General features: G+C 40.7%; 12 protein-coding genes and 4 tRNA genes. 12 read left to right on the top strand and 4 right to left on the bottom strand.

What is annotated here, in order from left to right; translation table 11 throughout:
* The first annotated feature begins 5 nt into the window (after positions 1-5).
* From hemB to hemL, 3 genes are read left to right on the top strand one after another with little or no spacing between them, the layout of a single operon-like run.
* Positions 6-983, top strand: a complete 978-nt coding sequence (hemB, locus tag CARFE_RS0106375) for a porphobilinogen synthase (RefSeq protein ID WP_011344129.1) — start codon at positions 6-8, stop codon at positions 981-983.
* Positions 984-1,979, top strand: a complete 996-nt coding sequence (gene nirJ2 / locus CARFE_RS0106370) for a putative heme d1 biosynthesis radical SAM protein NirJ2 (RefSeq protein ID WP_028052145.1) — start codon at positions 984-986, stop codon at positions 1,977-1,979. It abuts the gene before it with no gap.
* A gap of 17 nt (positions 1,980-1,996) precedes the next feature.
* Entirely contained in the window at positions 1,997-3,295 is a 1,299-nt protein-coding gene (hemL, locus tag CARFE_RS0106365) for a glutamate-1-semialdehyde 2,1-aminomutase (RefSeq protein WP_028052144.1), read from the top strand.
* 52 nt (positions 3,296-3,347) lie between these two features.
* Here hemL and CARFE_RS0106360 read toward each other — a convergent pair.
* The 4 genes from CARFE_RS0106360 to CARFE_RS0106345 form a co-directional block, all read right to left on the bottom strand.
* Positions 3,348-3,433: transfer RNA gene (locus CARFE_RS0106360), tRNA-Leu, on the bottom strand.
* An 11-nt stretch (positions 3,434-3,444) separates the two neighbouring features.
* Positions 3,445-3,519 (bottom strand) — tRNA-Gln (locus CARFE_RS0106355).
* Positions 3,520-3,581: 62 nt separating this feature from the next.
* A tRNA-Tyr gene (locus tag CARFE_RS0106350) sits at positions 3,582-3,667 on the bottom strand.
* Between the two features lie 29 nt (positions 3,668-3,696).
* A tRNA-Pro gene (locus tag CARFE_RS0106345) sits at positions 3,697-3,774 on the bottom strand.
* A 166-nt stretch (positions 3,775-3,940) separates the two neighbouring features.
* On the opposite strand from CARFE_RS0106345, the gene CARFE_RS0106340 reads away from it, so the two are divergent.
* The 9 genes from CARFE_RS0106340 to CARFE_RS0106300 all read left to right on the top strand — a co-directional run bounded on the left by CARFE_RS0106340 (position 3,941) and on the right by CARFE_RS0106300 (position 16,344).
* Positions 3,941-4,246, top strand: a complete 306-nt coding sequence (locus CARFE_RS0106340; RefSeq protein ID WP_034541779.1) for a phasin family protein — start codon at positions 3,941-3,943, stop codon at positions 4,244-4,246.
* 31 nt (positions 4,247-4,277) lie between these two features.
* Positions 4,278-5,903, top strand: a complete 1,626-nt coding sequence (locus CARFE_RS14520; RefSeq protein ID WP_051250201.1) for an ABC1 kinase family protein — start codon at positions 4,278-4,280, stop codon at positions 5,901-5,903.
* A gap of 61 nt (positions 5,904-5,964) precedes the next feature.
* Positions 5,965-6,954 (top strand): hypothetical protein, encoded by a 990-nt coding sequence (locus tag CARFE_RS0106330; protein WP_028052142.1) that lies wholly within the window; start codon positions 5,965-5,967, stop codon positions 6,952-6,954.
* Positions 6,955-7,153: 199 nt separating this feature from the next.
* Positions 7,154-7,918: a carbon monoxide dehydrogenase accessory protein CooC gene (locus CARFE_RS0106325; protein WP_028052141.1), complete on the top strand. Its 765-nt coding sequence runs from the start codon at positions 7,154-7,156 to the stop codon at positions 7,916-7,918.
* A gap of 63 nt (positions 7,919-7,981) precedes the next feature.
* A complete protein-coding gene (gene cooS, locus CARFE_RS0106320; RefSeq protein ID WP_028052140.1) occupies positions 7,982-9,994 on the top strand; it encodes an anaerobic carbon-monoxide dehydrogenase catalytic subunit in 2,013 nt (670 codons plus the stop codon).
* Between the two features lie 17 nt (positions 9,995-10,011).
* Positions 10,012-12,210 (top strand): acetyl-CoA decarbonylase/synthase complex subunit alpha/beta, encoded by a 2,199-nt coding sequence (gene acsB, locus CARFE_RS0106315; protein ID WP_011344136.1) that lies wholly within the window; start codon positions 10,012-10,014, stop codon positions 12,208-12,210.
* 88 nt (positions 12,211-12,298) lie between these two features.
* Entirely contained in the window at positions 12,299-13,636 is a 1,338-nt protein-coding gene (gene acsC / locus CARFE_RS0106310) for an acetyl-CoA decarbonylase/synthase complex subunit gamma (protein WP_011344137.1), read from the top strand.
* Positions 13,637-13,668: 32 nt separating this feature from the next.
* On the top strand, positions 13,669-15,564 hold the full coding sequence (locus CARFE_RS0106305; protein WP_028052139.1) for an ASKHA domain-containing protein: 1,896 nt from the start codon (positions 13,669-13,671) through the stop codon (positions 15,562-15,564).
* A gap of 21 nt (positions 15,565-15,585) precedes the next feature.
* Positions 15,586-16,344 carry an ATP-binding protein gene (locus tag CARFE_RS0106300; RefSeq protein ID WP_028052138.1) on the top strand — a complete coding sequence of 253 codons (759 nt, stop codon included), beginning with the start codon at positions 15,586-15,588 and terminating at the stop codon, positions 16,342-16,344.
* Positions 16,345-16,351 lie beyond the last annotated feature (7 nt).

Genomic DNA, 16,351 nt, shown 5'->3' with positions numbered 1-16,351 from the left:
GGGTTATGGATTTAAAGCTACGGATGCGGCGGCTTCGGGCTAATGAGAAAATACGTTCTATGGTTCGGGAAAACCACTTACATCCCGAAGATTTTATCTATCCTTTATTTATCGCACCGGGGGAAAAATACCGCAAAGAAGTTAGTTCCATGCCCGGAGTATTTCAGTTATCCATTGATGAAGCAGTTAAAGAGGCAAAAGAGGTGCATGAGCTTGGTATTCCAGCGGTGATCCTTTTTGGTATTCCCGAGCATAAAGATGAGTTTGGGTGTGAAGCCTATCAGGACGATGGTATCGTCCAGAGGGCTATAAAAGCAATAAAAAAAGAAATTCCTGAACTTTATGTTATAACCGATGTTTGTCTTTGCGAATATACCAGTCACGGTCATTGCGGTGTTGTGCGTAACGGAGAAGTGATAAACGATGAAACCTTAGAACTTTTAGCAAAAACCGCCGTATCACATGCCAAAGCAGGAGCGGACATGGTTGCGCCTTCGGATATGATGGATGGAAGGGTAAGGGCTATTCGTGAGGCTTTGGATGAAAATGGATTTTCGCATATCCCGATCATGGCTTATTCAGCAAAATATGCGTCAGCTTTTTACGGGCCTTTTAGGGAAGCAGCTGAGTCAGCACCGCAATTTGGCGATCGCCGTTCCTACCAGATGGATCCGGCCAATGGGAATGAGGCCTTAAGGGAAGTATGGTTAGATATTGAAGAAGGTGCTGACATAGTAATGGTAAAACCGGCTTTAAGCTATCTCGATATAGTTTGGCGGGTAAAACAAGAGTTTGGCTATCCGGTTTGTGTTTATAATGTTAGTGGAGAATACGCTTTGGTAAAAGCTGCTGCCCGTAATGGTTGGGTTGAGGAAAAGCGGATTGTATTGGAGATCTTAACCTCAATGAAACGGGCCGGAGCAGATTTAATCATTTCTTATCATGCTAAAGATGTTGTTAAATGGCTAAAGGAGGCAAAATAAATGTTAGTTTCCTGGAATACCACCAATCAATGCAATTTGTATTGTGAACATTGTTACCGGGATGCGGGAGCAAAGGTTGAAGAAGAACTATCTACTGAGGAAGGTAAGGCATTAATTGATGAAATTGTTAAAGCCGGGTTTAAGATAATGATATTTTCCGGGGGCGAGCCTTTAATGCGGGAAGATATCCTTGAACTGGTAGAATATGCTTCCCAAAAAGGCTTAAAACCGGTTTTTGGTACTAATGGCACTTTAATTACCCTGGAAATGGCGCAAAAGCTCAAAAAAGCCGGAGCTTTAGCTATGGGAATTAGCTTGGATAGCGTTGACCCCGACAAACACGACCGTTTTCGGGCTTCTCCTGGCTCCTGGGAAAAGGCTGTGGAAGGGATGAAAAATTGTAAAGCTGCAGGGTTACCCTTTCAAATTCACACTACAGTGGTGGAATGGAATTACGATGAGGTAGAGCAATTAACCGATTTTGCCGTAGAAATAGGCGCAATAGCTCATCATATCTTCTTTTTAGTTCCAACCGGACGTGCGGTAAATATTGAGCAAGAGTCTTTAAGGGCTGAACAGTACGAAAAACTTCTTCATCGTATAATGAAAAAGCAAAAGGAAGTCCCTATTGAATTAAAACCTACCTGTGCTCCCCAGTTTATGCGGATTGCCAAACAAATGGGCATGGATTTGCGGTTTGGAAGAGGCTGCCTGGCGGGAATTTCTTACTGCATTATAAGCCCTAAAGGCGATGTGCAACCGTGTGCCTATCTTAATATTCCCTTAGGTAACGTAAGGGAAATCCCGTTTAGTGAAATCTGGAAAAATAATCCGGTTTTAAACGAGCTGCGTACATTAAACTATAAGGGTGGATGCGGTACCTGTAAATACAAAGAAATTTGTGGCGGTTGTCGGGCTCGGGCTTATTTCTACCATGATGGCGATTACATGGCTGAAGAGCCGTGGTGCCTATACCAGGGGCGTAAGGGATATTAAAAGTAAGGAGTGAGAGAATGCCTTTAAAAATCGATAGATCAATCGAAGCTTTTAGCGAAGCTAAGAAAGTTATTCCCGGTGGAGTTAATAGTCCCGTTCGGGCTTTTAAATCGGTGGGCTTAAATCCGGTTTTTATTGAACGGGGCGAAGGCTCAAAAATTTACGATATTGACGGGAATTGTTATATTGATTATGTTGGCTCATGGGGTCCGCTTATTTTAGGGCATCGCCACCCCAAAGTGGAAGAAGCTTTAGCCAATTGCTTAAAAAAAGGTACGAGTTTCGGGGCTCCAACTCTTTTGGAAACCGAGATGGCGGAAATTATTGTTAATGCTTTTCCCGCAATGGATATGGTACGGATGGTAAACTCGGGTACCGAAGCAACCATGAGTGCCATCCGTTTGGCCCGGGGTTTTACCGGACGAAATAAAATTGTAAAATTTGAAGGTTGTTATCACGGCCATGCGGATTCTTTGTTGATTAAAGCAGGTTCTGGAGCTTTAACCTTAGGTGTTCCTACAAGCCCCGGGGTACCGGCGAATATTGCCAACAACACGATAACTGCTCAATTTAATGACTTAGCTCTCTTAGAAGAAATATTTGCCCAGGAAGGTAATGATATTGCTGCCGTTATTTTAGAACCGGTTGCCGGAAACATGGGAGTAGTCCCGCCTAAGCCCGGCTTTTTAGAAGGGGTTCGGGAGCTTACCAGAAAATATGGTGCTTTACTAATAATGGACGAGGTTATGACCGGTTTTAGGGTTCACTGGGGTGGAGCTCAGGTTCTCTATAACGTTGAACCGGATATAACAACGCTCGGAAAAATTATTGGTGGAGGCTTACCGGTAGGAGCTTATGGTGGCAGGCGGGAAATCATGGAAATGGTGGCACCGGCCGGACCTGTTTACCAAGCAGGTACTCTTTCGGGTAATCCCTTGGCAATGACCGCCGGTATTGCCACGTTAACTGTTTTAAAGGAAGAAGGGGTTTATGAGCAGTTAGAAGAAAAATCAAGTTATCTGGAAAGCGGTTTAAAAGAAGCGGCAAGAGCCGCGGGCTTAAAGCTCTGGTTTAACCGGGTCGGATCAATGCTTTGCACTTTCTTTACCTCGGAGGAAGTGGTGGATTATAAAACTGCTTGCACTTCCGATACTCAAAAGTTTGCGGTGTTCTTTAAGACTCTCTTAGAAAATGGAGTTTATATTGCACCTTCGCAATTTGAAGCCATGTTTGTATCCCTTGCCCATTCCAAAGACGATTTAGATAAAACCATTGAAGCTTCATATAAGGCATTTAAAGCTGTAGCAGAAAACTAATGGCAATGAAAAACCCCTTGAAGTAAAACTTCAAGGGGTTTTTTCTCATAAATGGTGCGGCAGAGAGGATTTGAACCTCCACGGGTATAAACCCACTAGATCCTGAGTCTAGCGCGTCTGCCGTTCCGCCACTGCCGCACATATAAAAATGGCTGGGGCGGCTGGATTCGAACCAACGAATGGCGGTTCCAAAGACCGCTGCCTTACCGCTTGGCGACGCCCCAGTAAAATGTATTAAGTTAAATAAAGTCAGAGATCAAGTGACCTCTGACGTTTATTCTTATAATGGTGGAGGGGGTAGGATTCGAACCTACGAAGGCATTCGCCGGCAGATTTACAGTCTGCTCCCTTTGGCCACTCGGGAACCCCTCCGAGTTATCTAAAGTAATTTTATTTTTCACTGGTCGGGATGGAGGGATTTGAACCCCCGACTTCCTGCTCCCAAGGCAGGCGCGCTAGCCAAACTGCGCTACATCCCGCAATTTTGAACTGTTCATTCCGGACATTTTTTATTATATATATTTGGTGTAAGGTCGTCAAGTATTAAATTAAAAAAAGCAAGGTATAACATGTTTATTTAAAGAATAAAATAGTGGTATGCAATTAAATTTTATGTTATAATTTGCCATAAGGAGAGTGATATTTATGGATATCTTTAAGCGGAGCATTTTGTTAGGTTTAGGTTTGATAACTCTTACGAAAGAAAAAACCGAGGAGTTTTTGAAGGAACTAATGGAAAAAGGGAAAATGAGTAAAGATGAAGCCCAGAGTTTTCTAAATGAAATAATTGAAAAAGGCAAAACCCATAAGGAAGAATTAAAAGCGGAAATAAAAGAGGAATTGCAAAAAATAATTAAAGAGTTAAACTTAGTAACGCGGGATGAACTAAAGCTTTTAGAAAACCGCTTAAATGAATTAGAAAATAAAATCCAGGAACAAAACAGGGGGTAGCAACCCCTTGTTTTTTTAAGGGGGATCAATTGTGTTTCCTTTAACACCAAAGCACCTTTCAAGGTTTCGTGAAATTGCCCGTGTTTTTACTGAATTTGGTTTTGGCTTTATTTTAACTTATTTAAAAAGGCCAGCAGCACTGGATAAAGTGGAAATCAACGAATACCGTTTAATTGAACTGGCCGGGAATTTAAGGGAAATGTTAGAAAAATTAGGACCAACATTTATCAAACTTGGACAAGTTTTAAGTACGCAAAGAGACTTACTTCCCAAGCCCTTTCAAGCTGAATTGGAAAAATTACAGGATAAAGTAACCCCGGTTCCTTTTGAAATTATAGCTTCATATATTGAGAAGAATTTGGGCTCTCCCCTGCACGATATCTTTATTGAGTTTGATGAAAATCCCATTGCCAGCGCTTCCATAGGGCAAGTATACCGGGCCAAGCTTAAAAACGGAAAAAATGTGGTCGTAAAAGTAAAACGACCGGGGGTTGATGAACTAATTAAAACTGACTTGCAAATTTTATACCAGATTGCTTCTTTTATTGAAAACAAAACCAACTGGGGAAAAATTAATAAACCTTTGCGAATGTGGGAAGAATTAAAATCAAGCTTGGAAAGGGAATTAGATTACACCGGGGAAGCACGGAATATAGAAAATTTCAGGCAAAATATAAAATATAAAAAACTAATTATTCCCGAAGTGTTCTGGAACTTTACCAATGAAAACATCTTAGTTTTAGAAGCGGTTTACGGTATTAAAGTAAGTGAACGCTTCCAGCTAATTGAAATGGGTATCGATTTGGACCAGTTAGCTCGAGATTTAGTGGAAATTTTTATTTTGCAGATTTTAGAAGACGGCTATTTTCATGCTGATCCCCATCCGGGCAACATTGCAATAACTCCGCTGGGGGACATTATTTTGTATGACTTTGGGATGGTAGGTTTTTTAAATCCGTGGTTAAGGGAAATACTAATCACTTTATTAATAAGTGTAGTAAGGAAGGATTTTGCAAGGATTTCCGAGTTATTAATTGAATTAAGTCAAAGACAGGACATAATTCCAGCTGAAATAAAAAAAGATGTTCGGGAAATTTTAAATCGCTATTATTTCGTCCCATTATCTTCTTTATCGTTAGGAGAATTATTAAAAGAGTTATTAAGCCTTGCCCAAAAGCACGAAATAATAATTCCACCGGAAATTGTTTTAGTAGCTAAAACAATTATTGCTTTAGAAGGAATAGTGAAGAATTTAAACAGTAACTTATCGGTAGCCGAATTAGCGGAGCCGTTAGCAACCAATCTTTTACGGAGACGAATTTTTAAGTTTCCATCTTTTAAAAAAGTTGCTTTAGATTTATATAACTTAGTTGACAAGCTTTTTGCTTTGCCAGGAATGTTAGAAAGTAGTTTAGCAAACTTAGAAAAAGCTAAATTCACTCTCAAGATAGAAGAACGTCAATTGGAAAGACAAGTAACTTCTTTTGCTAAAAGTATTCAGTTTTTAGCAATGGTTATCTTTTATGCAGCTTATTTTTTGGGTTCTCCGGCAATTTTAAATGCTCTTCCGGCAGACCAGAAAGGTAAAATCTTTATTTTTATAACTGTTGTTTATTTTACTGGCGGATACATTTTATGGAAAAAGCATCAGCTTTAGCATAGATTGTCCTCTTAGGGCATATTTTTTTTTAGAATAAACCCTAAGGGGGTACGGGAGAATGTTAAAAAATTTTTTTAAAGTAATAATTATTTTTCTTCTTTTAAATTCTCTCGCTTATGCCGAACAGTTAAAATCCACCGAAGGAACAACTACGAACACATCGAAATTTGTATTAATTTTTATTGAAGATTTTAATCGAGAGAAACTTTATCAAATTTACCTTCCAAACTTAGTTAATCTTTACGAAATGGGATATAGCGGTGTAATTGAAGGTCAAGATATGGCTTTTCAAAAAACAATTGAACGGGTATTAAAATTAAAAGGTTTTGCAACGAATTTCCCTGTTTTGGCTGAAAAGTATGGTTATAAGGTTTATGGGTATGGATTTAACTTAAAAAATTATTCCGGGTTTAAATACCTGCCTAATTTAAATTATTTTGAAACAAAGCTCGGTTCAAAGGAAAAATACGGTTTTATTCTCGCTTTTAAAAAAGGTCAAGAAAAATTAGCTGATAAAATCATAGAAAAGCTGTATGAAACAGGTAGTCTCCAAAATACAGTTGTTGCCATAATTGGGAGCGGCAATGAAGGAGTTTTTGGTGTATTTGCCCAAAAACTTAAAAAGAATACCCGGGCAGAAATCCTTGTGGATGATGGAATAATTTCAATAATTTCTTTAGCATTAGGTATTTATCCGCAGGGGGAATGGGGTCCAATTTTATGGAGTGCAATCTATACCGGAGACTGGGAAAAGGATAATCAAAATAAGCTTAAAGAGCAAAAAGAAATTTTGAACTATGTTTTAAAGCTTCGACAGTCACTGAAGGATAAAGATTTAGAAATTGCAAGATATTCTTTAGAAAAAGAGAAACTTTTAACAAAATTAGCGGTGAAAAACGCTGAAAACCAGCGTTTGACCGTTGTTATAAAAAAGTTAAATAGGTTAATTTCAGCATTAAAACTTTTAACATTACTCATCTTTATAACAGGATTGTTAGTGCTTTTCCTTGAATATAAATTCTTAAAAAAGAAATATTTGCTTTTTTAAACCCGGTAAAGGGTTGTTTTTTTAATGTTATAAAAATCACAAATAATTCAGAAAATTTTATACTTTATAAGCAGGAATTTTAAGTAGAATGTCGAAAAAATTTTTATGTAAAATTGAAAAACTTTTCCGTGAGTGGTAGGAAAATTAAGTTAAATGGTCGAATATTTAAGTTAAACGACGGTCAGTGGAGGGGAAAAAGTTGAAGTTAGCGGTTGCAGGAAAAGGCGGAGTGGGAAAAACCACAGTGGCAGCAGGCTTAATAAAAATTATGGCTTCCGATTACGATAAGATTTATGCCGTTGATGGCGACCCTGATAGCTGTTTAGGGCAGGCCTTGGGTTTGTCCATTGAAGAAGCTTATGCTATAACTCCTTTAATTGAAATGAAAGATGAAATAAGAGAAAAAACCGGGGATGGGGGGCTTTTAATCTTAAATCCTAAAGTTGATGGCGATCTTGAGAGGTACGGTCGTTATATTGATGACAAAATTTTCTTAATTCGCATGGGGGAAATAAAAAAAGGTGGATCCCAATGTTACTGCCGGGAAAATTCTTTTTTGGGTTCAGTTGTAAGTGCGTTATTTTTGGATAAAAAAGAAGCGGTTGTCATGGATATGGGAGCTGGTATTGAACACTTAACCCGGGGTACGGCCAAAGCGGTTGATATGATGATTGCGGTAATTGAACCGAATTTAAACAGCATTAAAACTGGCTTAAATATTGAAAAATTAGCGGGGGATTTGGGCATAAAAAAGGTGCGCTATGTGATTAACAAAGTTAGGAATATTAAGGAAGAAGAGCTTATTAAAAAGCATTTGCCCGAAGATAAGATTCTGGGCATTATACCGTATAATGAACTATTTATAGAACTTTCATTAAAAGGCGAAGAGATTTGGCGGTCTACAAATCCGGCTTTTATAAATCTTCATGACATATACCAAAAATTGCGTTTGGAGGTGGGATAACCGAAACAAGAAGGGGGTGCTTTTAAAATTTTCTTAAAAATTATTTAAAAAGGAGGTTATTAAATGCCAAGGTTTAGAGATTTAGAACATACCTCAAAACCTTCCAAAGCAGATCGGGTTTGGGAACCCAAGAATCGGAAAAGAACTACCGATCCTGCTGCTTTGGAAATGCTGGAGAAAGCCGAAAAAGATGGGGTTAAAACGGCGTTTGATCGTTTTGTAGAAATGCAGCCCCAATGTCAGTTTGGTTATAAGGGATTATGCTGTCGTTTTTGCTTACAGGGACCTTGTCGTTTACCAAACGATGATCCTAGCAAGAAGGGAATTTGTGGAGCTTCCGCGTGGACCATTGCAGCCAGGTCTGTCGGAACATTAATCTTGACCGGAGCGGCTGCTCATAATGAACACGCTCGCCACATTGCCCATGCTTTAAAGGAATTAGCAGAAGGTAAAGCTCCCGATTATAAGATTACTGACCCGGACAAATTAAGAAGAATTGCTCAAAGGCTTGGGCTGGATACTCAAGGAAAAGACGATATGACCTTAGCAAAGGAAGTTGCCGAATTAGCTCTTGAAGATTTTGCGCGTTTACCCGGATTTGGTGAAAACCTCTGGATCAAAACTACCTTAAATAAAGAACGGTTGGAAAAATATGATGAATGCAATATTATGCCTTCCGGTATTTTTGGGGATATTTCCGATCTTTTAGCACAAGCTCATATTGGAAATGACGATGACCCGGTTAACATTACTTTCAGTGCTTTAAGGGTTGCCTTAACCGATTATGCCGGGATGCATATTGCTACCGATTTTTCGGATGTTCTTTTTGGTACTCCTAAACCAATTGTTACGGAGGCAAACTTGGGGGTTTTAGATGCTAATAAAGTGAATATTGCTGTCCACGGACACAACCCCCTCTTAAGTGAAAAAGTTGTAGATGCGGCGAAAGAATTAGAAGAGGAAGCTAAAGTTGCCGGAGCGGAAGGTATAAATATTGTGGGTATGTGCTGTACCGGAAATGAAGTATTAATGAGAAGAGGTGTTCATTTAGCAACTTCCTTTGCTTCCAGCGAACTTGCGATCGTTACCGGAGCTATGGATGCCGTTGTGGTTGATGTACAGTGCATAATGCCGGGATTAAAACAAGTCACCGAATGTTATCATACCAGACTTATTACCACATCAAACATTGCAAAAATGCCCGGAACCTACCATGTTCCTTTCCATATAGAAAACGCCTTTGAAAGCGCCAAGGAAATTGTCCGTTTAGGAATTGAAGCATTCAAACAAAGAGTTGGCAAGCCCGTTCATATTCCTGAGGTTAAACATAAAGTTGTGGCTGGATTTAGCTATGAAGCTTTAATGGAAATATTCGCCCATGTCAATCAGGAAAATCCCATTAGGGTATTAAACGATGCTATTTTATCCGGTCAATTAAAAGGTGTTGTCTTGTTTGCCGGGTGCAACAACTTAAAACGGCCGCAGGATGAAAGCCATATTACTATCTTAAAGGAAATGCTCAAAAACGATGTATTTGTAGTAGCTACCGGATGTTCAGCTCAAGCTTTTGCAAAACACGGCTTCTTACGGCCTGAAGCATTAGAACTTGCAGGAGAAGGCCTTAAGTCCTTTATCAAGATGCTTGAAGAAAAAGCAGGACTTCAGGGTCAACTACCCCCAGCATTTTTCATGGGTTCATGCGTAGATAATACCCGCGCTTCGGATATTTTGGTAGCCATGGCAAAAGATCTTGGTGTGGATACACCGAAAGTACCTTTTGTAGCGTCAGCTCCTGAAGCTATGAGCGGTAAAGCAGTATCAATTGGTACCTGGTTTGTAACACTCGGTGTGCCGGTACACGTAGGTACCATGCCGCCGCTTGAAGGAAGTGAACTGTTCTATAGCATTACCACGCAAATTGCTTCCGATGTTTACGGTGGTTATTTCATGTTTGAAGTTGATCCAGTGGTTGCTGCCAGGAAGATATTAAATGCGCTTGAATACAGAACTTGGAAGTTGGGCGTTCACAAGCAAACGGCAGAAAAGTTCGAGACCGCCCTCTGCCAAAACTATTAAGGTAAGGAGGGGAGTATATGAGCGAAGTTATTAATTTTGATCAAATTTTTGAAGGGGCAATTGAACCGGGTAAAGAACCCAAAAGGCTTTTTAAAGAGGTTTATGAAGGAGCAATAACTGCGACCAGTTATGCGGAAATTCTCCTTTCCCGGGCCATTGAAAAATATGGACCCGACCATCCGGTAGGTTATCCTGATACTGCCTATTTTCTGCCGGTAATTCGGGCTTTTAGCGGTGAAGAAGTCAGAACATTAAAAGATATGGTACCAATTTTAAACCGGATGCGTGCTCAAATTAAAAGCGAGCTTACTTTTGAAAATGCTCGCTTGGCCGGTGAAGCAACCTGGTACGCAGCAGAAATTATCGAGGCTTTACGCTATCTTAAACACACTCCGGAAAACCCGATTGTTGTACCTCCCTGGACCGGATTTATTGGTGACCCGGTGGTCCGGCAGTACGGTATAAAAATGGTTGACTGGACCATTCCCGGAGAAGCGATTATTATTGGACGGGCAAAAGATAGCAAAGCTGCGAAGAAGATTGTCGATGACCTGATGGGTAAAGGTTTAATGCTTTTCCTTTGTGATGAAATTATTGAACAGCTTTTAGAAGAAAATGTTAAACTGGGAGTTGACTATATTGCCTATCCTTTGGGTAACTTTACCCAGGTGGTCCATGCGGCAAACTATGCATTACGGGCAGGTTTGATGTTTGGAGGTATTGCTCCAGGACTTCGTGATGCTCATAGGGATTACCAGCGCCGCCGGGTTTTAGCTTTTGTTCTCTATCTTGGCGAACATGATATGGTCAAGACTGCGGCAGCAATGGGAGCTATCTTTACCGGTTTTCCGGTGATTACCGACCAGCCTCTTCCCGAAGACAAACAAATTAAAGACTGGTTTATTTCTGAACCGGATTATGATAAAATTGTACAAACTGCCTTAGAAGTCCGTGGTATCAAGATAACTTCTATCGATATTGACCTTCCTATTAACTTTGGACCTGCCTTTGAAGGCGAGTCCATTCGGAAGGGTGATATGCACGTTGAATTTGGCGGTGGTAAGACTCCAAGCTTTGAATTAGTAAGAATGGTTGGACCAGATGAAATTGAAGACGGTAAAGTTGAAGTAATTGGACCGGATATTGATTCGGTGGAGCCCGGTGGTAGACTGCCCATTGGTATTGTCGTTGACATTTACGGTCGAAAGATGCAGGAAGATTTTGAACCGGTGCTGGAAAGAAGGATTCACTACTTTACCAACTACGGTGAAGGTTTCTGGCATACCGCGCAGCGGGATTTAACCTGGGTTCGCATTAGTAAAGAAGCATTTGCCAAGGGAGCGCGGCTGAAACATTTAGGACAACTTCTTTATGCTAAATTCAAGCAAGAGTTTCCATCTATCGTTGACCGGGTCCAGGTAACAATTTATACCGATGAACAAAAAGTCTTAGAATTGCGGGAAATTGCCCGGAAGAAATATGCTGAACGGGATGCACGGTTGAGAGAATTAAGTGATGAAGCTGTAGATACCTATTACTCCTGCTTGCTCTGTCAGTCGTTTGCTCCAACCCACGTGTGCATAGTTTCACCGGAAAGAGTGGGGTTGTGCGGAGCGATCAGCTGGTTGGACGCTAAGGCGGCTTACGAAATTAACCCCAATGGTCCCAACCAGCCCATTCCTAAGGAAGGATTAATTGACCCGGTTAAAGGTCAGTGGGAGTCATTTAACGAGTACATTTACAAGAATTCACAACGCACCATTGAAAGAATGAACCTCTATACCATTATGGAGTACCCGATGACTTCCTGCGGTTGTTTTGAAGCGATCATGGCCTACTTGCCCGAATTAAATGGTTTCATGATTGTTAACCGGGAACACAGCGGGATGACTCCTATTGGTATGACTTTCTCCACTTTAGCCGGTATGGTGGGTGGAGGTACCCAGACTCCAGGGTTTATGGGAATTGGTAAGTCCTATATCGGCTCGCGCAAATTTGTTAAAGCCGATGGAGGCCTTGCCCGGGTAGTTTGGATGCCAAAAGACTTAAAAGAACAATTACGGTCAATTATTGAAGAAAGAGCTGAAGAAGAAGGGCTTGGTAGGGACTTTATTGATAAAATTGCCGATGAAACAGTAGGTACTACCGTTGACGAAGTTCTGCCATTCTTAGAAGAAAAAGGGCATCCAGCTCTTTCCATGGAGCCACTACTCTAAAAAAGCACTTTCCAGGCGGAAGGAATTTCCTTCCGCCTGCTTAAAGATTTAAAGATTTAAAAAATAACTAAAGAAAGGAGAATCGGAAATGGGCTTAACGGGATTGGAAATTTATAAGCATCTGCCAAAGAAAAACTGTAAAGAATGTGGTCAACCAACTTGTCTTGCTTTTGCCATGCAAATTGCCGCCGGTAAGGCGGGGTTGGATGCTTGTCCATATGTCAGTGATGAGGCTAAAGAGCTTTTGGAATCCGCTTCAGCTCCACCGGTAGCTTTAATTAAAGTGGGTAAAGGGGAAAAAGTATTGGAAATCGGTCACGAAACGGTATTATTCCGTCACGATAAACGGTTTGAACATCCCTGCGGTTTGGCTATTTTGGTAGAAGATACTTTAAGTGAGGGAGAAATTAAAGAAAGAGTTGAAAAAATAAATAAACTGGTTTTTGACCGGGTTGGGCAAATGCATTCGGTAAATCTTGTAGCTTTAAAAGGTAGCTCTCAAGATGCGGCGACCTTTGCCAAAGCTGTTGCTACTGCCCGGGAAGTTACCGATCTGCCTTTTATTTTAATCGGTACCCCTGAACAATTAGCCGCAGCATTAGAAACAGAAGGCGCGAATAATCCGCTACTTTATGCAGCAACTGCTGATAATTACGAGCAAATGGTAGAACTTGCTAAAAAATACAATGTTCCGTTAACTGTTAGTGCAAAAGGTTTAGATGCGTTGGCGGAGTTAGTGCAAAAGATAACTGCTTTAGGTTATAAAAACCTTATTTTAGATCCGCAACCGGAAAACATTAGTGAAGGCTTATTCTATCAAACGCAAATTAGACGCCTGGCTATCAAAAAACTTTTCCGGCCTTTTGGCTACCCAACCATAGCCTTTGCCTTAGATGAAAATCCGTATCAGGCAGTGATGGAAGCTTCGGTTTACATTGCCAAATATGCCGGTATCATTGTTTTAAACACCGTAGAACCGGCAGATATTTTACCTCTAATAACCTTAAGACTTAACATTTACACCGACCCGCAGAAACCAATTGCGGTTGAACCTAAGGTTTACGAAATTTTGAATCCCGGTCCGGATGCTCCTGTATTTATAACCACCAACTTCTCGTTGACTTACTTCTGCGTTGCCGGTGATGTAGAAGGAGCAAGAATTCCGGCTTATATCCTTCCGGTGGATACCGACGGAACTTCCGTATTAACAGCCTGGGCAGCCGGAAAATTCACTCCTGAAAAAATAGCTCAGTTCTTAAAGGAAAGCGGAATTGCTGAAAAAGTTAACCACAGAAAAGCAATCCTCCCCGGTGGGGTTGCCGTATTAAGCGGAAAACTTCAGGAATTATCGGGCTGGGAAATCTTGGTGGGTCCGAGAGAATCTTCGGGTATTAACTCGTTTATAAAGCAACGCTGGAATGTCTAATCTGAGTTTTAAAAATGAAAGAAGGTACTGTAATGGCAGAATATAAAGTTTTGTTTAAACCAGACCAAAAGGAAGTAGCAATTTCCGAAAATACCAATTTAATGGAAGCTTTAAATTTAGCGGGAATTAATATTAAAACTGTTTGCGGTGGTGCCGGTACTTGCGGTAAATGCCTAGTTCGGGTGGTGGACGGGCAAAAAAGAGTAGAAAGCTACGGAAAATTAAAACAAGAAGAAATTGCCCAAGGTTATGTGCTTGCCTGTCAAACATACCCCGAAAGTGATTTAATTATTGAAATTCCTTTTGACTCACGCCTTACTCAACACCAAATAGTAACTGATGATGAAAAAGCTTCTGGAGTTATGAATGAATTAGATTTAGCTGAAGAAGATGAATTGGACCCACTTTTTAAAGAAGTATCACTGGAATTACCGGTACCAACCTTAGATGACCCAAGGGATGATCTATCAAGACTTACGGCAACCTTTTCCCGCCAGGAAAATGGTAATCTGATTGTAGAATACGAACAGTTAAAGGACCTTCCACAAATCTTACGAAACAAAAACTTTTCCGTAACGGTGGGAGTTAGTGATTATCTGGGACTGAATAAAGCCCTGTATATTAAATCCGGAAGTGCAAGCCAGAGGGTCTTTGGTTTAGCAATTGATATTGGCACCACTACTGTTGTGGTGCAATTGGTGGATCTTGTATCTGGTAAAGTGTTGGGAACAAAAGGGAATTATAACAAACAAGCAGCTTTTGGTGATGATGTCATCAGCAGAATTATCTATGTGGACGAAAATCCAGATGGTGCAGAAAAATTACGAAAAGCTGTATTATCCACAATAAACGAGCTTATCTTTCAACTTTGCAAGGAACATGGTGTAGAGAAAAAGGAAATTATGGCTGCAGTAGTTGCCGGCAATACTACCATGACCCACCTCTTTTTAGAGATAGATCCACGATATATCCGTTTAGAACCGTATACTCCAGCTGCTCTGTTTATACCACCGGTACCGGCAACAGAAGCTAAAATTGAAATGAATCCCAAGGGCTTTGTTTACGTTATGCCCAACGTTGCCAGCTACGTGGGTGGTGATATTACCTCAGGGGTTTTATATACCGGGCTGGCAAATTCCGACGAGATAACCCTATTTATCGATATCGGGACAAACGGAGAAATGGTTCTTGGTAATAAAGACTGGCTTGTAACCTGTGCCTGCTCAGCAGGTCCTGCGTTTGAAGGAAGCGGAATTAAGCACGGTATGCGGGCTATGCAGGGAGCCATTGAACGGGTTAGCATTTCTGAAGCAGGCTTAAATGTTAAATACCAAACCGTTGGAGGAATACCGCCTGTAGGTATTTGTGGTTCGGGTTTAATTGACCTGCTTGCTAACTTAAAAAGGGCCGGAATTATTGACCGTAGCGGCAAAATCGACCGAACAGTAAATAAAGAACGAATCCGCGAAGGGGAAGATGGGCTGGAATTTGTCTTAGCCTGGGCCAATGAAAGCGGTAACAATAAGGACATAGTCATTACCGAAGCGGACATCCAAAATTTAATTCGGGCTAAAGCTGCTATTTTTGCAGGAGTTCGGACGATGTTGGCTATGGTTGATTTGCCCTTAGAAGCTATTGACCGGGTTATCATTGCTGGAGGATTTGGTAAATATCTCAACATAAAAGATGCTATAACCATCGGCCTTTTACCGGACATCGATATTAATAAGTTTTCCTATGTGGGGAATAGCTCGCTAAAAGGTGCAAGGAAAGCCTTGCTTTCCCGAAAAGCTTGTGCTGAGGTTAAGGAAATAGCCAGGAAAATGACCTACCTTGAATTAAGTGTAGGTACTACTTTCATGGATGAGTTTGTTTCGGCATCGTTTATTCCCCATACCGATTTGCATCTATTTCCTTCAGTAGAATAAGAAAAGGCAGGAGGAGTTGTCATGGCCTTTAAAATTGCGGTTGCAGGAAAAGGCGGTACGGGAAAAACCACCTTCTCGGCATTAGTTATCAAACAGTTGCTAATGTCTGGTAAAAGGCCCATCCTGGCTGTGGATGCGGATGCCAATGCTAATCTAAATGAAGCTCTGGGTTTACAAGTTGAACAGGCGATTTCCGATGTAATAAACCGGTTAGCGAAAAATATGGATCCCATTCCGGCAGGTATGACTAAAGACCAGTATATAAGTTTTAAAATTCATGAAACCCTTTCCGAGGGGGATGATGTGGACCTTTTAGTAATGGGAGGCCCCGAGGGTCAAGGATGTTACTGTTATGCTAATAATTTATTACGGCAGTTTATTTTAACTCTCAGCAATAATTATCCCTATATCGTAATGGATAACGAGGCTGGTATGGAGCACTTGAGCCGTAGAACTACCGATGAGGTAGATGTATTTTTTGTCATAAGTGACGGTAGTGTGCGGGGAATAAGGTCGGCAGGAAGAATCAAACAGCTTATCGATTCCTTGGATTTAAAAATCAAAGAAAAATACTTAGTTATAACCCGGATTGAGGAAAAAGATATCCCTGAAGTTCAAGAAGAAATTGAGAAAACCGGGTTAAAGTTAATTGGTGTAATACCCAATGATGAGTTAGTGATGGAATTTGACCGGTATAGCAAACCGTTAATTAATCTACCCGAGGATAGTAAAGCGGTAGTGGCAGTCAAGAAAATTTTACAAAATGCGGGTATTATCTGATAAGAAA

It is taken from the genome of Carboxydothermus ferrireducens DSM 11255, assembly GCF_000427565.1.
Lineage (GTDB): Bacteria > Bacillota > Z-2901 > Carboxydothermales > Carboxydothermaceae > Carboxydothermus > Carboxydothermus hydrogenoformans.
Note: the sequence above shows the minus strand (reverse complement) of the source record. Positions and strands in the feature narration are given on the sequence as shown.